The sequence below is a fragment of the Fangia hongkongensis FSC776 = DSM 21703 genome, assembly GCF_000379445.1.
Lineage (GTDB): Bacteria > Pseudomonadota > Gammaproteobacteria > Francisellales > Francisellaceae > Fangia > Fangia hongkongensis.
Window position 1 is genome coordinate 19,139 of sequence record NZ_KB902251.1, and the last position, 21,630, is coordinate 40,768.

At 37.6% G+C, this 21,630-nt stretch carries 19 protein-coding genes; 7 read left to right on the top strand and 12 right to left on the bottom strand.

The features are described from left to right. Positions 1–99: 99 nt before the first annotated feature. The 3 genes from A37Q_RS0106230 to A37Q_RS0106240 all read left to right on the top strand — a co-directional run bounded on the left by A37Q_RS0106230 (position 100) and on the right by A37Q_RS0106240 (position 3,880). On the top strand, positions 100–1,362 hold the full coding sequence (locus A37Q_RS0106230) for an HlyC/CorC family transporter (protein WP_018299423.1): 1,263 nt from the start codon (positions 100–102) through the stop codon (positions 1,360–1,362). Positions 1,363–1,477: 115 nt separating this feature from the next. Then, the gene (gene typA, locus A37Q_RS0106235; protein WP_018299424.1) at positions 1,478–3,298 is read left to right on the top strand and encodes a translational GTPase TypA; all 1,821 of its coding nucleotides are present in this window, start codon (positions 1,478–1,480) and stop codon (positions 3,296–3,298) included. 12 nt (positions 3,299–3,310) lie between these two features. Next, entirely contained in the window at positions 3,311–3,880 is a 570-nt protein-coding gene (locus tag A37Q_RS0106240) for a cytochrome b/b6 domain-containing protein (protein WP_018299425.1), read from the top strand. A gap of 5 nt (positions 3,881–3,885) precedes the next feature. Here A37Q_RS0106240 and A37Q_RS14785 read toward each other — a convergent pair whose 3' ends face one another. The 3 genes from A37Q_RS14785 to A37Q_RS0106255 form a co-directional block, all read right to left on the bottom strand. Then, on the bottom strand, positions 3,886–4,758 hold the full coding sequence (locus A37Q_RS14785; RefSeq protein WP_018299426.1) for a DUF368 domain-containing protein: 873 nt from the start codon (positions 4,756–4,758) through the stop codon (positions 3,886–3,888). A 139-nt stretch (positions 4,759–4,897) separates the two neighbouring features. Further along, a complete protein-coding gene (locus tag A37Q_RS0106250; protein WP_018299427.1) occupies positions 4,898–6,166 on the bottom strand; it encodes an MFS transporter in 1,269 nt (422 codons plus the stop codon). Between the two features lie 344 nt (positions 6,167–6,510). Then, entirely contained in the window at positions 6,511–7,587 is a 1,077-nt protein-coding gene (locus tag A37Q_RS0106255; RefSeq protein ID WP_018299428.1) for a hypothetical protein, read from the bottom strand. 215 nt (positions 7,588–7,802) lie between these two features. Here A37Q_RS0106255 and A37Q_RS0106260 point away from each other — a divergent pair, with 215 nt between their 5' ends. Next, the gene (locus A37Q_RS0106260; protein ID WP_018299429.1) at positions 7,803–9,029 is read left to right on the top strand and encodes a malic enzyme-like NAD(P)-binding protein; all 1,227 of its coding nucleotides are present in this window, start codon (positions 7,803–7,805) and stop codon (positions 9,027–9,029) included. A gap of 36 nt (positions 9,030–9,065) precedes the next feature. Here the strand turns inward: A37Q_RS0106260 and A37Q_RS15830 are convergent, their stop codons facing one another. After that, positions 9,066–9,821, bottom strand: a complete 756-nt coding sequence (locus A37Q_RS15830; protein ID WP_018299430.1) for a helix-turn-helix domain-containing protein — start codon at positions 9,819–9,821, stop codon at positions 9,066–9,068. Between the two features lie 141 nt (positions 9,822–9,962). Here A37Q_RS15830 and A37Q_RS0106270 point away from each other — a divergent pair, with 141 nt between their 5' ends. After that, entirely contained in the window at positions 9,963–11,171 is a 1,209-nt protein-coding gene (locus tag A37Q_RS0106270; protein ID WP_018299431.1) for an MFS transporter, read from the top strand. An 84-nt stretch (positions 11,172–11,255) separates the two neighbouring features. Further along, positions 11,256–11,747 (top strand): dihydrofolate reductase, encoded by a 492-nt coding sequence (locus A37Q_RS0106275; RefSeq protein ID WP_018299432.1) that lies wholly within the window; start codon positions 11,256–11,258, stop codon positions 11,745–11,747. Positions 11,748–11,749: 2 nt separating this feature from the next. On the opposite strand, the gene A37Q_RS14795 is transcribed toward A37Q_RS0106275, so the two are convergent. Genes A37Q_RS14795 through A37Q_RS0106300 form a run of 5 tightly spaced genes read right to left on the bottom strand, consistent with a single transcriptional unit; the run spans position 11,750 to position 17,202 of the window. Beyond that, the gene (locus A37Q_RS14795) at positions 11,750–12,766 is read right to left on the bottom strand and encodes a bifunctional UDP-4-keto-pentose/UDP-xylose synthase (RefSeq protein WP_018299433.1); all 1,017 of its coding nucleotides are present in this window, start codon (positions 12,764–12,766) and stop codon (positions 11,750–11,752) included. Next, entirely contained in the window at positions 12,766–13,860 is a 1,095-nt protein-coding gene (locus A37Q_RS0106285; protein ID WP_018299434.1) for a glycosyltransferase, read from the bottom strand. Before A37Q_RS0106285 ends, A37Q_RS14795 begins: the two co-directional genes overlap by 1 nt. Before the next feature lie 24 nt (positions 13,861–13,884). Continuing rightward, a complete protein-coding gene (locus A37Q_RS0106290) occupies positions 13,885–15,051 on the bottom strand; it encodes a DegT/DnrJ/EryC1/StrS family aminotransferase (RefSeq protein WP_018299435.1) in 1,167 nt (388 codons plus the stop codon). Between the two features lie 18 nt (positions 15,052–15,069). Continuing rightward, entirely contained in the window at positions 15,070–15,441 is a 372-nt protein-coding gene (locus A37Q_RS0106295; RefSeq protein ID WP_018299436.1) for an SMR family transporter, read from the bottom strand. A gap of 9 nt (positions 15,442–15,450) precedes the next feature. Beyond that, entirely contained in the window at positions 15,451–17,202 is a 1,752-nt protein-coding gene (locus tag A37Q_RS0106300) for a phospholipid carrier-dependent glycosyltransferase (RefSeq protein WP_018299437.1), read from the bottom strand. Between the two features lie 242 nt (positions 17,203–17,444). Here A37Q_RS0106300 and A37Q_RS0106305 point away from each other — a divergent pair, with 242 nt between their 5' ends. Beyond that, on the top strand, positions 17,445–17,666 hold the full coding sequence (locus A37Q_RS0106305) for a hypothetical protein (RefSeq protein ID WP_018299438.1): 222 nt from the start codon (positions 17,445–17,447) through the stop codon (positions 17,664–17,666). Position 17,667: 1 nt separating this feature from the next. Here the strand turns inward: A37Q_RS0106305 and A37Q_RS0106310 are convergent, their stop codons facing one another. The 3 genes from A37Q_RS0106310 to dgt form a co-directional block, all read right to left on the bottom strand. Next, entirely contained in the window at positions 17,668–18,711 is a 1,044-nt protein-coding gene (locus A37Q_RS0106310) for a DUF1611 domain-containing protein (RefSeq protein WP_018299439.1), read from the bottom strand. Then, positions 18,695–19,747 (bottom strand): enolase C-terminal domain-like protein, encoded by a 1,053-nt coding sequence (locus A37Q_RS14800; RefSeq protein ID WP_018299440.1) that lies wholly within the window; start codon positions 19,745–19,747, stop codon positions 18,695–18,697. The genes A37Q_RS0106310 and A37Q_RS14800 overlap by 17 nt, the downstream gene beginning before the upstream one ends. 138 nt (positions 19,748–19,885) lie before the next feature. Beyond that, a complete protein-coding gene (gene dgt / locus A37Q_RS0106320; protein ID WP_018299441.1) occupies positions 19,886–21,253 on the bottom strand; it encodes a dGTP triphosphohydrolase in 1,368 nt (455 codons plus the stop codon). Positions 21,254–21,630: the final 377 nt, after the last annotated feature.

The window sequence follows — 21,630 nt, forward strand, 5'->3', positions numbered from 1 at the left end:
AAACTTTTCATCTATTTCCGTTTGAATGGATGTAAATTTAATGCCATTTGCTGCGATGAGCTGCTATGATAAAACTATGTATAGCAGTTTTCATATCACATGGATCTAAGTTTTACCGTTATTGCACTTGTTATTTTGATTTTATGCTCTGCCTTTTTTTCAGGCTCTGAAACAGCAATGATGTCATTAAACAAATATAAATTACGTCATCTTGCAAAGCAAAAAAATAAAGCCGCTGAACGAAGCTTAAAACTGACAAGACGACCAGATCGACTTCTTGGGATGATCTTAGTTGGCAATACATTTGCTAACATCATTGCCTCTGCGATTTTAACAAGCTATGCCGAATCGCACTTTGGGAACATGGGAATTTTTCTCTCCACTATCATCTTAACGCTCTTTATTTTACTTTTCGCTGAGATTATCCCTAAGACGCTTGCTGCTATTTTCCCACAAAAAATTGCCTTCCCTGCTTCGCCTGTCCTTTGGTTTTTACTCTTTATTTCCTACCCTATCGTTGCTTTATTGAATCTTATTGCAAATGGGTTATTGCGCTGTGTTGGCATCAAAATAAAACACAAAGTCAATGCGGAACCCTTAAGCAGTGAGGAAATACACACTGTTGTTCATGAGTCTAAAAGTAAACTTGGTTCACAAAATAAGAATATGCTGATCGGTGTACTGGAGCTTGATATGATCAAAGTTGAAGATGTTATGATTCCACATCATCGCGTTGAGTATATCAATCTCAGCCTTGAAATTGATGAAATCATCCATCAAATCATCCATGCCAAACACTCTATCCTCCTTGCTTGCTATGACAATATTGAGAATATTGCTGGCGTCATTTCAACAAAACGTGCACTTAAATTTATCGCTCAAGACAACAAACCCACTTATGAGGATATCTTGACTTTACTTCGAGACCCTTACTACATCCCTGAGAATATCTCCATTAAAGCACAGCTTATCAACTTTCAACAAAAGGGGATGCGTTTTGCCACCGTTGTCGATGAGTATGGTAGCATTGAGGGCATTATTACCGTGGAAGATATTATCGAAGAGATTGTTGGAGAGTTCTCTGACACCTATAACCTACATACACATATTCGCTCAAGTGCTGATAATACCTATGCGGCAACAGGCGACACAACCATTCGTGAAATCAACCGCCACCTTCATTTACAACTCCCGACACATGGGGCAAAAACGATCTCTGGCTTTATTATTGATGAATTAAGAGACATTCCAATTGGTAATTGTTGTCTTCGAATTAATAACTACATTATTGAAGTGAAAAAAGTTCAAAACAATATGATCAAGCTGGTGAAGATCACAAAAGAGAAAAATATTTCACTTTGATTGGTTAATAAACAGATTGATCCTACAGTAAAACACACAAAAAGATTGCGTATTTTCAATTTCGCCGTACAATCTCTATTCAATTAATGAATGTACAGACTTATTTCTTTTTATTATGATTGAGAATTTACGAAACATCGCCATTATCGCACACGTAGATCATGGCAAAACAACACTTGTAGACAAGCTATTACAACAATCTGGTACGGTTGAAACACGCAATCAAGAGCTTGAGCGCGTGATGGACTCTAATGATTTAGAAAAAGAGCGCGGCATTACCATCTTATCAAAAAACACTGCCATCAAATGGAAAGATTATCGCATTAACATCGTCGATACACCGGGGCATGCTGATTTTGGTGGTGAAGTTGAGCGTGTTATGTCAATGGTAGACTCTGTTCTATTATTAGTTGACGCTGTTGACGGGCCTATGCCACAAACACGTTTTGTAACAGAAAAAGCATTTTCACGTGGCTTGAAGCCTATTGTTGTTATCAATAAAATTGACCGCCCTGGGGCTCGTCCTGACTGGGTGATGGATCAAGTCTTTGATCTATTTGACCGTTTGGGTGCAACCGATGAACAGTTAGATTTTCCCGTTATTTATGCCTCTGCATTAAATGGTTATGCTACGTTAGATGAAAATGATATTCCTGATAATATGGATGCATTATTCCAAGCGGTTATTGACCATGTTGCACCACCTGAAGTGGATGAATCTGGGGCATTTCAAATGCAGATTTCTTCTTTGGATTACTCAAGCTTTGTCGGCACAATCGGTATTGGTCGTATTAAACGCGGGAAGATTACAACAAACTCTCCTGTTGTGGTGGTGGATAAAGATGGCAATAAAAAACAAGGTCGTATTTTACAAATTCTAGGACACATGGGACTTGAGCGTGTTGAAGTTCCTGAAGCCTCGGCAGGTGATATCGTTTGCATTACTGGTATTGAAGGCATTAATATTTCAGATACAATTTGCTCTCCTGACAATATTGAAGCACTCCCAGCTTTATCTGTTGATGAGCCAACTATCTCAATGACTTTTCAAGTGAACAACTCACCTTTTGCTGGCCGCGAAGGAAAATTTGTCACTTCTCGCCAAATTAAAGACCGGTTGGACAAAGAGCTATTACACAATGTTGCACTTCGTGTTGAGCAGCTTGATGATCCGGATAAATTTAAAGTTTCAGGTCGTGGTGAGCTTCATTTATCTATCTTACTTGAGAATATGCGCCGAGAAGGCTTTGAAATTGCTGTTTCACGTCCACATGTAATTTTCAAGGAAATTGATGGACAGATGTGTGAACCTTATGAGCACGCGATTATTGATGTTGATGATGAATATCAAGGTACCGTTATGGAGAAAATGGGACTTCGCCAAGGTGAGCTTAGAAATATGGAGCCAGATGGTAAAGGGCGCGTAAAACTTGAATTTATTATCCCTTCTCGTGGCTTAATTGGCTTTTATACTGAGTTTTTAACCATTACTTCTGGAACGGGCATCATCAACAAGGTATTTGACCACTATGGCCCAATGAAAAAAGGCATCGTTGAGACGCGTCAAAACGGCACTTTAATCTCTAATGGTGCAGGTAAAGCACTAGCTTTTGCACTTTTCAACCTACAAGAGCGTGGCAAGTTATTTATTGGCCATGGCGTTGAAGTGTATGAGGGAATGATTATTGGTATTCACTCCCGTGATAATGATCTGACGGTTAACCCATGCAAAGGTAAGCAGCTATCAAATGTGCGTGCTTCAGGTAAAGATGAGAGTATTATTTTAACACCACCTATTAAGGTGACTTTAGAATATGCACTTGAATTTATTGAAGATGATGAGCTTGTTGAAATCACGCCAAGCTCTATCCGCTTGCGTAAGAAGTTCCTCACTGAATCAGATAGAAAGCGTGCTTCACGCGCACCTAAAGAATAACATAAATACAAAATGAAAAAGCAAACGCACTTTGATTTATTCTCACATATAATTCATTGGCTGTTTGCGATCGCGATTATCTTTCAGCTACTTTCTTCTGAGTGGATGCACCACAAAATAAAGCCAGGCGTTGAGCCTTGGATGTTAAAGCTTTTTTTATTTCATGAAATCATCGGTGTCAGTGTATTTTTTCTTCTCATGATTTATCTTTTCCGTGCTGCCAGCCTTGTTGAAAAAAACAAACTTGCTCACCTTTTCCCTTACAACAAAAAGGGGATTATTACTGTCTATGAAGATTTTAAACTGCTTTTGAAGTTCAATCTTCCAGATAGAGCATTTGCTGGACTTGCCGGCATGGTGCAAGGGCTAGGCTTTTTACTGGCACTTTTGGTTGCTTCTTTAGGGGTGTTATGGCTTGTACTCCCTGTACAATATATGGGGGAGAGCTTTATTCATGATATCAAGGAGTTACATGAGTTCTTTGCAGATATTATTTGGTATTATCTTGCAGGACATGTTGGAATGTTTCTACTGCATATCATTGTTGATAAATTTAAGCGCAATAAGAACTCACTTAGATAGTAAAGCTACTTTTTCTTTGCCTTATTCGGTAACAAAGCAACACTCGCGCCCAAAAGGCAAAGTATAATACTAATTACTAATGAAGCGACGCCAAAGTCATGCCCATCTTCAAATATTCTCTTGACCGGCACACCCAAAGTACCAACAACAAGTCCTAGTAGAAAATACAATGTCATACATTTATTGGCTTTAAAACAAAAGGTGATTATCCTTGAGATAATATATACCCCAATAAGTGCCCCAACTGCAAAGACTAAAAAAATATCAATGTGTTTAATAGGGTTATGCACTGCTTGTAAAATAAACTCATAAAGCCCCATAATCAAAAGAATAAATGCGCCTGATATTCCCGGCAAAAAAAGCGCCATAATGGCAGCAAAACCGCCAACTGCAATATATAACATGGAAGGATCATGAATACTCTGAGGTGATAAAAACACCAAAGAAATACCAATTAAAACACCCAATATACCGACCATTAAATTTTTATTTGAATGCACTTCAATTTCAGTATATACATTCTTTGATGAAGCCAAAATAAGCCCAAGGAAAAAACTGAACACGAAAGTTGGGTAATGCGCTAATAGAAAACTCATCAGCCTTGCACCCAGTAAAATAGAGGTGAGTACCCCTGCAATCAATATCAGCAAAAATAAACCATCTACACGCCTAAAGCCCTCTTTCACTTCTGTTTTATTGAATGTGAAAACACCCTTAATAAAAAGCCAAACCGTACCGGGTGTAATATAATAAATAGCACGAATCAAACGCTCATAGATACCGGTGATAAAAGCGATGGTGCCACCAGATATGCCCGGAACCAAATCGCAAATGCCCATTAACATCCCTTTTAAGTATAACTTCAAACCGCCTTTCACATTTTCTCCAAAAGTTTTGGCTTATTTTAAAAAGGATTTGCTGGCAAAACAATCATATCACTATCTTAAATATTTTGAGTATCAGAAAACTTTCATAGGATAAGTTAACCATTTTCACTTCCCCTATTTTTGTAAATTATTAAAGAATATTAGCAAATTTATCTTTATAATAATCTTTAAGGTGCTTATCTTTACGTGATAAAGTTTTGCATGTTAAAGGCGACAATAGAATAAATAGCAGTGAAATTAAAATCATAGCCCCCATAATAACCATAATGACAGTAATATGTTGACTTTGTGTTGTCTGAGAAAATAATCCAAAAATATAACTCCCAATGGGGATAGTCAAAATACAAAAAAAATAAATGGCCGATTCAAGCCTTCCTCTAATATAGTCTGGAACTGCTAATGCACGTAAAGAGCTTGTCGAAACATTATTTAGTGCTAGACCACTTCCAATAAGAAAGAGCAGAATTAATTTAAAATATAATGGACCGGCTATTGGGAATAGCATAATGCTAACTGCGGTTAAACTGTTTCCCATTAAAATCAGACTCAGTCTTTTCACATTATTAGAAAGTAGCTTCCCCACAAATGGACTTGTAATCAGCAGACCTAAACCAAAGCAAATCTCCATAATGGCTAGATATATTATTGGTAGATTAAGAAATATTTTAATATATACAGGTAATAAGATCATCAACAGTGGAGTCATAACAAAGTTAACAGTCATCCCAACACAACATAGAGAGCGTTCGGGGGTTAATTTTACCAACACACTAAAACCTTTTAGAAGCTGCATATAAAACTTTTGCCCTTTGACCATGGAAGCATGCAATAGCAGCTTATTCCTCATTAAAAGGAAACTAAAAAGTAGTGCAATNAGGTACAAAATAGCAATTATTAAAATTGATATCTGATTCCCGACTAAAGCAATAGTTCCGCCTCCGACTAATGCACCAATAATGGTTTGCAAGGAAGCAAGGGTTGCCCAAAACCCTGTAAATTTACTCAGTCTTTCTTTCTCAACAATAAAGGGGATAATTGTATTAGGGGATGACAGGAGAACTGAGTCTGCGACGCTAAGTATGATTGTTATAAGCACAACAATCATTATATTGTAAGCATAATATACTAAATTGATGTAGAATACTAAAATCAGTATCAATGAAATTAGGTTTGCAAGAAAAACTACTACCCCCTTTTTATATCGATCTAGGAAATAGCCAGAAAATGGTAAACATATGATATTCGCTACCCACGATATAGTTACAATTACTCCTAAGGTATAGCCTGAATGTGTTTCTGACAGCGTTACCCAAGCTAACAGAAGCTGGAAAAATCTAAATGCAATAACTGAAAAGTTTTGAGCGCACAAGAAAATAATAAAATTAGTCAGTGATTTCATCTTGTATTTCTTTAACGTGATCTAAGTATAATAGATACTGCCCACCTAACTGTGTCACCCTAAAGCTCTAAATTCAATCTTTTAGGGAATCTTCACAGATTTTACATTTAATTTTTTTATTATTCATTATCATCTTCCTCCTCCCGATCACTATCACTTAATATAAACTGGAACAATATTGTCTACATTCCCAATTACTGATGGAACCATAAACAATATAATTAATCAAGAGAGTTGTTTACATGAAAAACTTTAATTCTTTGACTGCTGTATATGTCTAGAAACATTTTTGATAGTTTAAATAATAACAATCTTAAAAAAGATGGCCATAACATAAATAAGAGTTACTCGAGACAATCCTCTCGGTGAATAGTTGTTTCCATTATTATCTCCCCCTTTTGGTTTTTAAAAACCGCATCGACCCGCTCTAAAGCGTATATCTCATTTTTCCACTTAGGCATAGCACAAAAATGCTTTTGTACCATAGCATCATCCAATATCAGCCCTTTTTGCACCACCAACTCAAAGAACATTGTATTATAGGTAATGTTACTGTGCTGAACGGATATTGCTTTAGAGTCATCTCGATCTTTTTGATAATACGCATATAGCGCATTTTGAATTTTTGCGTAATAAGGCTTACCTATCTCAACAATGGCATTGGTTTCTTTCTCTAAAAACTCCAAGTATAGCTGAACACTTTTTCTCATAATAGGTGTCTTAAGAAGCTGAATAAACTCAGATAAATCTTGATCACTCCATACTCGATATGTATAAATGCGACTTTCTTTACCTATCAGCCATTGTGCTTTCATCTGAGCTTTATCTAGCACAACAGGCCCTTCATTTGTGATGCTTTTTAGTTTTAATATTAGCAACCAAGTTTTCGAAAACACCCCACTATATCCAGTTAACCCAAAAGCCTCTTCCAGCATTGCCTTTCGCATTTTTGATAGTTTTGGATAAACCTTTTGAAAATACACGCTCACCTTTTCATTGGCAAATGATGTCTCTAAAGAAGCTATTTTTTTATTAAATTTAAGCAGCGCTTGTTTGAGCAATTTTAGTTCTGCCACACTCATCTGTTTAGATAAAAATACAGCATAGCCCACGACTGAAGCCTTAATATAAGACTTCACCTCTTTAAAATACTCAAGTTTTATTTTATTCATCTTTCGCACTAACTTGCCATAATCTCCGGCAATATTGCTCATACGAAGCTTTATTGCTTGCTCTGTTAAACTATCTATCGTCTTTAGAATTTGACTAGAGCCAATGTGATGATCTTGCAAAATTGCAATTTCATACCCCAGCAGAAGCTTCTGATCAATATTACCAGGTGCTTCTTTTTTGAGTGCTTGTGCATTAAGGTTGATTAAAATTCCCAATATGACAAAAACTAAAATCCTTCCATATTTCATAAGCTTATTCCACCGTTAAGTTCAGATCTAACTTATTTAATTGCTATGTTTGATATGCCTATAGCAAAGCATTTTTAGCTTATTTAAGCCTAGCATGTTTTTTAGACAAAAAAATAACGATACAACTTGCATGCCCATTCTTTTGTTTTATCCAAAGAGCTGCCATACTTAAGTTTTATGTCGATAAATATATTACAATCAAAGAGGAAATACCGATGAATGACCTTGCTAAAGAAGCATTGGAATATCATGAATTCCCAAAACCTGGAAAACTTGCCGTTGAAGTAACTAAACCAACTGAGAGTCAAAAAGATTTAGCGCTCGCTTATACCCCAGGGGTTGCCGTTCCAGTTAGAGAAATTGCTAAAGATGAAATTAACGCCTACCGCTATACCAATAAGGGGAATCTTGTTGGTGTGATTAGTAATGGCACAGCGATCTTAGGGCTTGGTAACCTTGGCGCACTTGCCAGTAAGCCTGTTATGGAAGGAAAAGCGGTTTTATTCAAAAAATTTGCTGATATCGATGTGTTTGATATTGAAGTCAATACGGAGTCTGTCAGCCAATTTATTCGCACTGTTGAGAATATTGCACCTACTTTTGGCGGGATTAACCTTGAAGATATTAAAGCGCCTGAGTGTTTTCAAATTGAATATGAACTTAAAAAATCTTTAAACATCCCTGTTTTTCATGATGATCAACACGGCACTGCTATTGTGGTGGCCGCAGGCTTATTAAATGCGCTTGAGATCCAAGGGAAAGACCTTGAAAGCGCTAAAATTGTCTGCCTTGGCGCGGGCGCAGCAGGTCTTGCAACCTTACACCTTTTAATTCGTATGGGCGCGCGCAAGGAAAACATTACGGTGGTTGATTCACGAGGGGTAATTCATGTAGAGCGCGAGGCGCTTGGTCCTTACAAATTTGCATTTGCCAGACGCACCGAAATGCGCACACTTGATGATGCTATTGATGGCGCAGATGTGTTCATTGGTGTGTCAGGACCAGATTTATTCACCGCTAATCAATTGAAAAAAATGGCAGCTAAACCCATTGTCTTTGCTTTATCTAATCCAGATCCTGAAATTAAGCGCGAACTTGCCCTTCAAACCCGTGATGATTTAATTATGGCAACAGGCCGCTCAGACTATCCAAATCAGGTGAATAATGTTATTTGCTTCCCTTATATCTTCAGGGGAGCTTTGGATGTAAAAGCAACCAAAATATCAATGAGCATGTGCATTGCTGCGGTGAAAGCCATTCAAGCGCTTGCCAAAGAGCCTGTTCCACAGCATATTGTTGATCTATACCCAGATGTTGACGCTTTACAATTCGGCCCTGAGTATATTATTCCAAAACCTATGGACCCAAGGCTAAGAGAATGTGTCTCCAAAGCGGTTAGTAATACCGCTATTAAGCAAGGCATTGCGCAGGCTGCTAACTAATACTAGTTGAATACTCTTCTGCCTTTTAAGCGTCAATTAATAAAAATCTGAAGGCTTTTTCCCACCACTTAGGCGTTTAAACATGTGTATAAATGCGCTGTCACTATCATAACCAAGCTCTCTTGCAACAACCGATGTCATTTTCACGACTGCTAAGCGCTTAATTGCAATGAGCAATTTATAATTTTGCAGCCACAAAGAAAACGACATTCCTGTTTCTTGTTTAAAAATTCGCGAGAGATGGCGCGTACTTAGATGAACATAATCTGCAACACATTGAAGCTGTATTGGCTGGTTGAGATGCTCATTAATATACTCTAGCACCTTTTGAAGCCTTGGATGGCTAGGAACAGAAAGTCTATAGACATCTTCAGATTGTAAAGACAAAAGCTCAAGCCTCAGCACCGAAAGATACGCTCTATCAATATCCGGGTTATGGAGGCTCATTTGTGTTAACTTGATGATAAGCTCTTTTAATAACCCACTTGCAAACAACATCAATGCAGTATTTGTCAGTTCATGGGTATAGTCTGTTTCTAAATATAAATGATGCGCTGTTGTTTGACTTTGTACCTCAGCACTATGCACCAACTTACTGGGAATATAAATTAAAAACCCAGAAGGAATAAGATAGATATCCTGACCTACAACAATTTTCATCAAGCCCTTTTCAACATAAGTGATTTGCGCCTTACTATGACAATGTGCATCAAGCGCTGCACCTTGATTCTCTTCTGTAATAGCAAATAGTGGCAGCCTACTATCATCGATAAACTGGATCGGCTCTTTCATTTACTTATCCTCTCTCCGTATCAGTTGTTTCCAGAGCAACAGATGTTACATTCAAACAAAAATTAGTCCTTATTATTATAATAGGTTATTTAAGGATTGTATAAACTTATCCACACTTTCCATTATCACGAAGTGAACAACATGCAAACAATCGGCATCTTAAAAATTGCGATCTTATTAAGCTATATATGCATTGCATCATTATCTGCTGCCATTATCACACCTGGGCTGCATGATATTCAGATACAGTTTCAGCTCTCAAGTGGCGCACTAAACTGGGTTGTCTCAATATTTTTATTAGGTTATGTTTTAGGGCAACTAATCTATGGACCATTATCTAATCGCTATGGCCGGTTAAGTGCACTAAGAGGTGGGTTAACGCTTAATCTTATCGGAATTATCATCTCTCTTTATGCCGCTTATAATAACCTATATGCGCTACTTCTTATTGGACGAGTGGTTACTGCACTTGGCGCTTCCGCTGGCCTTTCGATTACTTATACACTGATTCATGAGTTATTACCAGAGAGTAAAGCAAAGCACGCTCTTTCATTTTCTACTCTTGCCTTTACGATTGGCATTGCCATTTCAGTCACACTTGGTGGGGTGATTACACAGTATCTTATCTGGTATGACTGTTTTTACCTTCTTTTGCTCCATGGGATGATTATGCTGGGTTTGACTTGGCAATTTAAAGAAACGCTTGAGGATAAACAACCTCTTAGCTTGTCTCGTATTACTTACAATTACACCCAAGCATTGAAATCGCCAAAGCTAATCATCTTCTCCTTATTAATTAGCCTTTTATCCATATTTTCCTATGGCTATGCAGCAATTGCACCTTTGTATGCAGAGAATGTGCTACATCTAAGCCCAGATAGCTATGGCTATTGGAATATCATTAACACCATAGGCATGTTTGTCAGTAGTTTTCTGGCTTCTTTTTTACTGAAAAGATACTCAACAGCAAAAACTCTGCTAATTTTAATGACATTATCGATACCTTTTATTTTAGGACTGCTACTTCTCTCAGTAAGTCATTTGGCAAGCGCAGGCGTATTTTTTGGCATTACCATGTTTCTATATTTAATCATGGGCGCAATAATGGGTCCTGGCAGTCATTTAGCAATACAAAATGCTACTGATAAAGCCAGTAGCAGCGGCATGATGTCCTTTATTAATATGGGAATGGCCACACTTGTCGTGACTATCATGGGGTATTTACCCTTAGAAAGTATTAAACAACTCTCCTATACGCTAAGCTTTGTGTTTATCATTATTGCACTTTTAACCTGTGGCTATTTTATCACTCAAAGAGCGCATCATACACTTAGCATCTCCAAGCAGTAGAAATTTAAAAAATAATCATATTCTCTGATAAGCATATTCGTTACAATAGCCCTCATTACTACTTTATATTAACCTAATCTTACCATGCTCTCTATTATCGTTGCTTATGATCAAAACCTAGGGATTGGCATCAAAAACACCCTCCCTTGGAAACTTTCAGATGATTTAAAAAACTTTAAACAAGTCACTGAGCATAATTACATTGTGATGGGTAGAAAAACCTATGAATCAATTGGGCGCCCATTGCCTAATCGAAAAAATATCATTTTAACGCGCAATAGCAGCTTCAAACAAGAGAAGTGCATCATTATTGATAGCATTGATAAAGTCCTTAATCTTGCAAAAGAAAAGCCACATATGGAGATATTTATTATCGGTGGCGCAGAAATATATGAGCTATTTTTGCCTCACGTTCATCGGCTCTATATCACAAAGGTAAATGCGAAAATAAAAGCTGATGCTTTTTTCCCTAAATGGCAGGAAAGTGAGTTTAAACGCATTGGTCAGCGTCATTATGCTAAAGATCAAAACAATGAGTTTGATTTTGATTTTGAAGTCTGGGAGAAGCAGGTTTAACTTTACACTAAATGATAATCAAATGTCTTTTTAAGCGCCTCTTTCATTGAGTATTTTGGCGCCCAGCTAAGTGCTTGTTTTGCATTCTCAATAGAAGGCACACGTCTTTGCACATCTTGATAGCCCTCACCATAATATTGATCTGAATTGGTTACAATGATCTTAGCATTTTCTGCCTTCTTTTTAAGGGATGGATAGCGCTTTAAAGCATCGATTGTCATCTCAGCCAACTCTTTAATAGAGTGCTCATTATCAGGATTACCAAGGTTGAATATACGCTGATAAGCACTGGTATCACGCTTTTTAATAATTTCAATTAACGCATCAATACCATCATCAATATAAGTAAAGCAGCGGCGCTGCAAACCACCATCGACAAGCTGCAAATCTTTTCCATCTAAAATATTGGAGATAAACTGCGCAAGCACACGTGCACTCCCTGCTTTAGAGGATTTAATTTCATCTTGCTTTGGACCAATCCAGTTAAACGGTCTAAATAGCGTATAGCTTAACCCCTCTTGCATGCCATAAGCATGAATCACACGATCTAGAAGCTGTTTAGAGCACGAATAAATCCATCTTGGTTTATTAATTGGTCCTGTTACAAGTGCACTTGTTTCCTCATTAAAAGGAACATCTTCACTCATTCCATAAACCTCAGAGGTAGAAGGGAATATCAGGTGTTTTTTATGTTTCACACATAGCTTGATAATATCCATATTTGATTCAAAATCAAGCTTGTAAACAAATAGCGGATCTGAGACATAAAGCGCAGGGTTAGCCACTGCCACAAGCGGGAAGATAACATCACATTTTTGAATGTGTTCTTCAACCCACTTTGTATTTTCAAGTACATTATCTTTAACAAAATGCAAACGTGGGTGATCAAGAAACGCTTGGATTTTATGATCAGAGAGATCCATACCATAGATTTCCCAATCTGTTTCAGCCAAAATTTTCTCAACCATGCTACTGCCAATAAAGCCATTAACACCAAGAACCAATAATTTTGTGGACATTATTCTTTATCCTTCTTTTTTGTATTTTCTTCTTTTTCTTTACTATCTTTATCTTTTATTGTTGTTTTTTGCGCTGTTTTATCAGCAGCCTCTTCAGTATCTAAGCTATCCTCTAAGTCTTTTATATACTTTGCGGGCTTAGGTTTTTTCTGCTGATCAGTATCAAGATACTCTCTAACAATAAACCTTGGGCGCTTTCTAACCTCTTCATAAATGCGTCCAATATACTCTCCAACGATACCAAGCCCCATCAAAAGCATTCCAATGAGAAAATACGCCACAGCAAAAAGTGTAAACACACCATCTGCATCTGGACCAAAAATCACGCGCTTCACAATAAGGTACACAAAGAGCAAGATACTAATAAAGGCAACAATAAACCCACTCATTGTGAAAAACTCTAAAGGCGCCTTGGAAAAATTAGCAAAAAAATCAAAGTTATAGCGTATCAGTTTATACAAATTATAACTCGAGGTTCCCTCTTCTCTTGCTGCATGTCTGACACCCACATCTGTCGGATTGGAAGAAAAACTATGCGCTAGCGCTGGCAAGAATGTAGAGTTTTCCCCTGTTGCAACGACTCGATCAATCACTTCACGGGTATAGGCTCGTAGCATACAACCCTCATCAACCATATCAACCCCTGTCAGTTTTAATCGCAATGAGTTATGCAGTTTTGATACAAACAAGCGCCATTTTTTATCTTGACGATCCATTCGATAGCCACCCACAACATCATGACCTGCCTCTATTTTTTCTAATAACAGTGGAATATCCTCTGGATAGTTCTGCAAATCTGCATCCATCGTGACAATCACATCACCAGAGACATGCTCAAAGCCTGCCATAATCGCCATATGCTGACCAAAGTTTCGGTTAAAATCGATGATTTTGACCTCTGCTGGCCTTTCATCTTGCATTTCTTTTAACAGTTCAATAGATTTATCTTTACTACCATCATTGGTAAAAATAACTTCATAGCTTTTCCCTGTCTTATCAAGCGCTGGAAATAAGCGTTTAAACAAAGTTGGCAGCACTTCCTCTTCATTATAAATTGGAATCACCACACTTAAATAAGGCTTATGATCACTCATTACTACTCGTCTCTTTATAGCTTGTTAATTTGTTATACTTGTATTAAATATTTGCTCAAGCGCATCTAGAACATCATCTTGCTCACTTATTGTCATATCTGGAAATAATGGCAAACTAATCACATTCTTTCCAATGGCTTCGGCATTTGGAAAATCACCTAATTTAAAGCCATATTTATTGGCATAGTACGGATATAAATGTGTCGCCTCATAATGCACCGAACAGCCGATATTCATCGATTTTAACTTTGCCATCAACTCATCGCGAGAAATTTTGGCCAGCTTATCATTTAGGGTTGGCGCAAAAAGATGCCAAGCATGCTTATGTTGATAATCAGGTGACTTAGGTAAAGTCAAATACTCAAAATCTTTTAATTTTTCTAAGTAACGTTTGGCAAGAGCTGTTCTTTTTTCAATAAACTCATCCAAAAATGGCAGCTGGTGAATGCCAATAGCTGCCTGAATATCCATCATATTGTATTTAAACCCAGGATAGATAATTTTATAATGCGGACTACCATCTTTGCCAAAACGATTCCATGCTTCTCTATCCATACCATGAAAGCGCAAAAGTGAGATTTGCTCAGCAATTTTGTCACTATGGGTTGACAGGCAACCACCCTCACCTGTTGTCATATTTTTATTTGGGTGAAAACTAAATACCTGAAGATCACCAAAAGAGCCTATTTTTTTGCCTTTATACTCCGCGCCAATCGCATGAGCGGCATCTTCAAGCACAGCAAGGTTATACTTCTTTGCCAAAGCATAAATGGGATCCAAATCCACAGGAAGCCCAGCAAAGTGTACGGGCATAATGGCTTTTGTATTTTTGGTAATTGCCGCTTCAAGTTTAGTAACATCAATATTATAAGTATCTCTTTCAACATCCACCAATTTGACTGTAGCGCCAACCATTTCAATTACATTTAACGATGCAGCAAAGGTCATTGGGGTTGTAATAACTTCATCACCTTTTTGAATATCAAGTGCCATTAATGCAAGTTGCAGACCTGCCGTTGCTGAGCTCATACAAAGTGCATGCGGCACATGTAAATATTCTGCCAACATCTGCTCAAACTTTTTAAGCTTTGGCCCTGTAGTTAACCAGCCAGATCGCATGCTATCTGTTACTTCATTAATTGCAGCCTCAGAAATACTTGGCTTTGAAAAAGGTAAAAACGAATCTCTCATGTTTCTCTCACATTAAAATTATACTCTTGCAACAAGATACACACCTATAATAATCACTAGGATACCAATAACTCTTGTTACTGTTAAGCTCTCACCTAATAAAAAATACCCAGCAATTGCGGTGATAATATAGCCAATTGATACCATTGGATAGGCGATGCCAACTGGAATTCGTGACAACACCATCAACCAGACAACAACACTTATCACATAGCAAAGAAGTCCCAAAATAACAAAATAATTGGTTGCCAGTTTCCAACCGATTGGAATTAAGTTTTGTAAGGTGAAGCTAAACTCACCAATACGATCTACACCAAATTTTAAAAACAGTTGTGCGCAGGCATTTAAAAAAACACCGAATAATAAAAGTGACCAGATTACAATTGTCATTTTTCAACCTTAAGCGTTTAAATTAAACCCAGATGCACGAAGCTTATAGGGTAATTGGTGGTTTGTTAATAAATAGCGTTTGGGTGTGTGAGCAAGCAAAATGCCATGCTCTTTCCCAGAAACAAAGTAGCGCTCATAATTATTTTTGTCAGTAAACATAAATACGCGCTGATCACTTTTCCATATTGGCCAAAACTGCTCAGCGGTTCTTAGCGTTTTTTCTGCGCCTGAGTTTGGCATATTAGCGGTATTCTCAAGCTCACCTGCATTAGCTACAATCCAAGTAAGTCTATCTAAATAAAACTGTGCATCATAAAAGTAGCCACCATAGTTGGCAACAATGGCATTTGGGTAGGCTTTTAACATTGGTTTAACAACTGGGATAAGCGGTTTCACTGATTTTTGAGCAAAATACTGCGCGCCCGACCAACCTAAATTTAAGATAATCATCATGGTAACAACAAAGCTTAACATCATCGCCTTGTATGCCTTTTTCCTAAGAAGCCTAAAGCCAAAGATCGAGACAATAAAACAAACGACAGCCGCTGGCCAAAAATACGCTGCAATTTCATTAAAGAACATCGAGAAATTAGGAATAAATGGCAAGACGATAAAGGCTATCCCCATAAGAGCAAACAATATTAAAGCTGCAATGAAGCTTGCTTTTGTGGATCTGGCATCTTTTTTCTGTGAGAGTGAAAATTCAATTCGCATCGCAATTAAAATTGAAAATGGAATCACAATTGGAATGAGATAGCCAATTAAAATTGATTTTGAAAAGGCAAAAAACAGCAAAATTGCCATTCCCCAAATAAACAAAAACCATTCATCAGCATGATGTCTTCTAACACGCCAAGTTGAAATAAGCTTATTAAACACCTGCGGCAAAAAGCCAAACCATGGGAAAAAGCCAATAATAAAGATGCCAAAATAGACAAATTTACTCATCTGTCGACCTTGTTCATCCGTTGCATAGCGTAAAATTTGCTGCACAATAACATAGTAATGGAAAAACTCATGATGAATGTTATTCACCATAATCACCCACGGCACAGAGATGATCGCAACAACAATTAAGCCAAGATATAAGCGAATATCTTTTAGAACATCCCATCTAGATAAGAAAATCGACCAAAGACCAATAATCATCATTGGAAAGACAATTCCGATTAGCCCTTTGGTCATCACAGCAAGGCCTGAGAATATAAAAGCAACTAGAAGCCAGAGATTACCTTGATAACTTTTTTTGCTATATTGCATCGACGCCCAAAAAGAAAGCATTGTTGCATTTAAGAAAAAGGCGACACCCGCATCAAGGTTTAAGTAACGTGCGCCCCCTAAATACAAAAGTGAGGTCCCACTTATAATCGCACCCCAAAGCGCTAATGAACGCTTTTGAAAAACAATTCTACAAACCACATAACTCATCCAGATACCGATTAACGATAAAACCGGATTTGGCAGCCTTGCAGCCCAATCATTCAAGCCAAAGAGTTTTAGCGAAAGTGCCGTTAACCAATAGATCATTGGCGGTTTTTCAAAATAAATAATTCCATCTAAATGCGGCACAATATATTGATGTGTTACCAGCATTTCTCTTGCGATTTCAGCATAGCGCCCTTCATCTGGCGTAAAAAGAACCGGTATTCCATAAAGACAAAGTCCTATTGCCATTACGATCGTTAGTATCAGTAAATCACACCAAAAAACCCTATCAACTTGAGGTCTTAATCGGCTGGTGACCATAGCACATTTTTCCATTATGTAAATCTCAACTTTGGCGATTATACCACAAGGCCCCTAGAAAAAAACCGACTAATATTCACAATAGTTATACTGATTATTTTAAAATGATATTTGCCATACAAAGAGTTGAAAAATAATCATATAGCGCCATATTGATACATAAGCATATTTGAGATAATGAGGCAAACTCAAGCTTGAGGCCACACCAACTCTCATCATGCAGAAATTAAAGTTGTAATTAAAGGAAAATAAATTAAATGAAAAAACTCAACCCTATCCAATTTCTATTCTTACTGATTGTTGGCATTTTACTTTTGCCGCTTCTTGTATTTTTAACATTATGTTTTTTTGTCTACGCATGGATTACTAAACGAAAAATTAATGAAATGCTGAAAAAACGCATGAATCAAACAGCTGAGAATACAGATGGCTCAACTCCATCAAAAGGAAGAACCATCGATCATGATGAAGCGTCTTAATTTATGCCAAAGATGGCTCCTTTAAGCTAATTAGTATTGATTCAAGCTTATCATACTCACTCACCGGATCAACAACTGGCAGTGAGGTCGCTGCACTTAAATCTTGAAGATATTTAGCCCTTTTTTCCTTTGGAATGCGTGAGGTATTGACACAAATACCAATGGTTTTGGCAGATGCATAAAGCCCACATGCCGAGCTGATATTCTCATATAATTCAATAACCTCTAACAAGTTTGGAATTTTAATATCTGGATAGTCTTTGAGCGTCTCTAATGATGCATCATGACACAAAATAAAGTGCGTTGGCGCAGAGCCTCTAATCAGTGGTAAAGTTGCCGCACTTGCTGGATTTAAGATAGAACCCTGTCCTTCTACAAAGACAATATCTGCATCAGAGTCCTCTACCAACACCTCAACTGCACCTCCTGTGAAATCAAGCGCCACAGCATCAAGTGGAACCCCTGAACCAGAAATAGCAATGCCTGTTTGTCCCGTTGCTAAAAACTCAGCATTCATTTCAAGCGCACAGGCTTTCTCCGTGAGCTTTAATGCCGCAGTCATCTTACCAACTGCCATATCGGTGCCAACCAAAAGAACACGTTTATTATTAAGTTTTCTTGCAGAGGCCTTTGCCTTACATAAATATTTAGCCTCAGGCTTTCTTAAATTCACTACCTGATTTGGGTATTGACTCTCGCGCTCTAAAAGCTCACTTGATTGATGAAAACCATGAACCACCTGCATGTCATAAGAAATGGCAATATCAATGCTATCAATAATTTCATCGCTTATCTTCCCACCATTTGGCGCCATACCATAAAGCACACTGGTTGCACCTAGTTTTTTTGCTTCAATCACATCAGAGACAATCTCAACAGAAGGTAAATATTCAACATAGTCACTAACATGCGTACCTGCTTTGCCTTTCGCAATCACACAAAGCACCTTCTCAGGAGCAAAAAGGATCACTGAAATCCCAAGTTTATTTAATTTAGCGCCAATATCATCATCCAAATAAATGGCAACCTTATTCATTTCCAACATATTCCACTCCATGTCCGGTGCACACCGGGGTATAGTTTAACTCACCATCTTTGTAATATAACTGACTATTAAATCCATGTAATGAACTCTTATCTAAATTCATAAACGAATCGAGATCAACATAATCAAGGAGTGGCGTCAAACTCGCCGCGCCACTGATGGATATTTCCGTCTCACCAAAACAACCAATCATGGTTTTAAGGCCATGCGCTTTAGCACAGTGGATAATTCTCAGCCCCTCGGTAATGCCGCCACATTTTAAAAGCTTAATGTTCACACCATCTATACATTGATGAAGTCTTGCCACATCCGATGCAAACTTACATGACTCATCAATGAAAATGGGCAGCACACGATCTTGATATAATAAAGGCAACTGATGTTCATCTTTTTCTGCCAGTGGCTGTTCAACGTAGGCTATATCATATTGTTTAAGCCAGCTCATCATCTCTTTTGCATTTTCAAGCGACCAGCCACCATTGGCATCAACAAACACTTCTATTTGATCTGACTTTGCACTGTCCTTAATCGCCGAGATCACGCTTTGAAAACTGAGCTTATCAGCTTTAATGCCTTCTTTAGCACCTAATTTAACTTTAATTAACTTCGGGTTATACTGCACAATCAAATCCAGCGTGCGCTGATAGACCCACTCTGGCTTACCAATAGAAACAGTAATAGATGTATCAACTGCTTTATACTCTAAGCCCAATAGCTCATAAAGTGGCTTTTTTGCTTCTTTTGCTAATAAATCCCAGAGCGCAAGATCAACCAAAGCAATCTCTCTTGCATTCAACCCAAATGCCTTCGCTTTCTCATAGGCAGGCACAGGCATGTAACTATCAAGTGTCATAAGAAATTGAGAAATACGTGCCTTAGATTCATCCATATCGCCCAGTATCACACTCTCACCAATACCAACATGCTTTCCCTTTTTTATTTTTACAAATAAGTTATTTTGTCCCTTAATAACTTCTCTGCTAATCACCAACGGCGTAATTTTTGCCAAATAATGTTCTTCTAGCACAAAGTCCATCTACAAACCTCCCGATAAACGTTTAAAGTATCTACTTGATAGAGCTATATTAATTCAGTTATCGGTATTTGGAAATATCAATTGATGCACTAATTTAAAAGATTTATTACAAAGTATTTTAGATAAATAAACGTGAGACTAGACAGGCTTAAAGATAGTTTGCGGGGTATCTGATTTAAATCGGCTATAAAGCTCAATAGCATAACGATCTGTCATGCTGGCAATAAAATCACAAATAACCCGCGCCCTATTTGCCTGATCATCTTTTGAGAAAGAGTAAAAAACTTCACCAACATCTTCTGGGATAAGCGAAGTTTCTTCTTCTGTATCAATCAAAATATCAAATAGCGCTGAAATAATATCACGCCCGCGATAGCGAATAATGTTCATTTTAGGTGAGTTAATCACTGAGGCATAAATAAAATATTTCAACACCTCCACTTGCTTTTGCACCTCTTGTGTTAAAGAGACTTTTGATAAAACAGGGCACGCTGCATCCAACGTAAATTGAACATTCGATATGTAATAATGCACCAAATTTGAAGTAAAGCGTGTGCGCAAATAGCTTGAATTTGCCAAAGACTGAGAGCGCTGATAGATATCACTCATTGGCGCATTAAAGTTAATAATGCCATTAAATATAGATTTTAAAATCTCACGAATCTCACTAAGGCTTACTTTAAGCCCACCTAGATGCGCTTCCTCCTGCACCTTCATTAAAAGATCATCACCAGCATTCACTATAGACAACGGATCAAGGAAACCACCTTTAAACGCATCCTCAATATCATAGGTTGAATATGCAATATCATCGGCAAGGTCCATAATATCACACTCGATCGTTTTAAATGCTTTTCCTTTATAATCCTCTGGCGAATAGGGGCTTAAGACATGCTTTTTGATATTGTGAACAAGTTGTTTTTCACTTGCATAATAGCCTTTTATCGGCGTATCAGATAAATTCACAATATAGGCAGGAATCGCATGATCATATTTTAAAAGTGATGCCAATGTACGATACGTTAAATTAAGCCCATAACGATTGTCCACTCCATCATAGACAGGCACATCACCCAAAAGAACTTTTTTTTCTGTTTTTGTGACCACTCGAAGCGTTTGTGCATTCCCTTCAAACCCACCATATTCACGCATTTTAGCATGAAGCGCCTTTTCACCATTATGCCCAAAAGGAGGATGCCCAATGTCATGACAAAGCGCTGCTGTTTCAACTAAATCTGTGTCAATTTGCACTCCTGCATGAGCATCATTAACCATTGAAGCGATAGATTTGGCCACCTGTGCAACTTCTAAAGAGTGTGTTAAACGATTACGAAAAAAATCACTCTCAACACAAGGGAAAATTTGCGTTTTACCCTGAAGCCTTCGAAATGATGCGCTATGGATCACGCGCGCATAGTCTCGTCTAAAAGGAGAGGCATGTGTTTTTTGCTCCGGTTCTTCAAGTGCCCGGTAATAGTCTTTTTTATGATATAGTATACAGCTCATTGATCAATAATATGTTTATGTGATTCAAAATATATAGGCAGTATACCTGAAAGTATTCTTTTTTCGAAAAAATTAGCAGTTTTTAGGTTTTTTTAAGTTTTCTTAAGTTTATCTTAAGTTTAGATTGAGATGATGAACTCACTCAAGGAGAGTTGGTCTTACAGAGAACGCTTTTCTCTCTCCCTTCTCTTTCGGTATATCTGTGATATCGACCTCCTTGAAGCAAGTTTCAAAGTTTAAGACTATCTGACGGGGATTTCCCCCCTCCCTTCTCATCATCTAAACTCCCGTTGATAGTCTTATACCACTTTTTTTTCACACCCAATACCCAATGAATATACCACTCGCAAATCATTTTTCGGTGTTTAATGCTGAAG

What these genes read in the sequence shown, in the direction of transcription:
- A37Q_RS0106270 (WP_018299431.1), top strand. Translation starts at nt 9,963, where the DNA reads ATGCAAACAATCGGCATCTTAAAAATTGCGATCTTATTAAGCTATATA.
- A37Q_RS0106310 (WP_018299439.1), bottom strand. Translation starts at nt 18,711, where the DNA reads ATGTTGGAAATGAATAAGGTTGCCATTTATTTGGATGATGATATTGGC.
- A37Q_RS0106300 (WP_018299437.1), bottom strand. Translation starts at nt 17,202, where the DNA reads ATGGAAAAATGTGCTATGGTCACCAGCCGATTAAGACCTCAAGTTGAT.
- A37Q_RS0106285 (WP_018299434.1), bottom strand. Translation starts at nt 13,860, where the DNA reads ATGAGTGATCATAAGCCTTATTTAAGTGTGGTGATTCCAATTTATAAT.
- typA (WP_018299424.1), top strand. Translation starts at nt 1,478, where the DNA reads ATGATTGAGAATTTACGAAACATCGCCATTATCGCACACGTAGATCAT.
- A37Q_RS0106305 (WP_018299438.1), top strand. Translation starts at nt 17,445, where the DNA reads ATGAAAAAACTCAACCCTATCCAATTTCTATTCTTACTGATTGTTGGC.
- A37Q_RS14800 (WP_018299440.1), bottom strand. Translation starts at nt 19,747, where the DNA reads ATGGACTTTGTGCTAGAAGAACATTATTTGGCAAAAATTACGCCGTTG.
- A37Q_RS0106295 (WP_018299436.1), bottom strand. Translation starts at nt 15,441, where the DNA reads ATGACAATTGTAATCTGGTCACTTTTATTATTCGGTGTTTTTTTAAAT.
- A37Q_RS14795 (WP_018299433.1), bottom strand. Translation starts at nt 12,766, where the DNA reads ATGTCCACAAAATTATTGGTTCTTGGTGTTAATGGCTTTATTGGCAGT.
- A37Q_RS0106260 (WP_018299429.1), top strand. Translation starts at nt 7,803, where the DNA reads ATGAATGACCTTGCTAAAGAAGCATTGGAATATCATGAATTCCCAAAA.
- dgt (WP_018299441.1), bottom strand. Translation starts at nt 21,253, where the DNA reads ATGAGCTGTATACTATATCATAAAAAAGACTATTACCGGGCACTTGAA.
- A37Q_RS0106240 (WP_018299425.1), top strand. Translation starts at nt 3,311, where the DNA reads ATGAAAAAGCAAACGCACTTTGATTTATTCTCACATATAATTCATTGG.
- A37Q_RS0106275 (WP_018299432.1), top strand. Translation starts at nt 11,256, where the DNA reads ATGCTCTCTATTATCGTTGCTTATGATCAAAACCTAGGGATTGGCATC.
- A37Q_RS0106290 (WP_018299435.1), bottom strand. Translation starts at nt 15,051, where the DNA reads ATGAGAGATTCGTTTTTACCTTTTTCAAAGCCAAGTATTTCTGAGGCT.
- A37Q_RS0106255 (WP_018299428.1), bottom strand. Translation starts at nt 7,587, where the DNA reads ATGAAATATGGAAGGATTTTAGTTTTTGTCATATTGGGAATTTTAATC.
- A37Q_RS0106230 (WP_018299423.1), top strand. Translation starts at nt 100, where the DNA reads ATGGATCTAAGTTTTACCGTTATTGCACTTGTTATTTTGATTTTATGC.
- A37Q_RS15830 (WP_018299430.1), bottom strand. Translation starts at nt 9,821, where the DNA reads ATGAAAGAGCCGATCCAGTTTATCGATGATAGTAGGCTGCCACTATTT.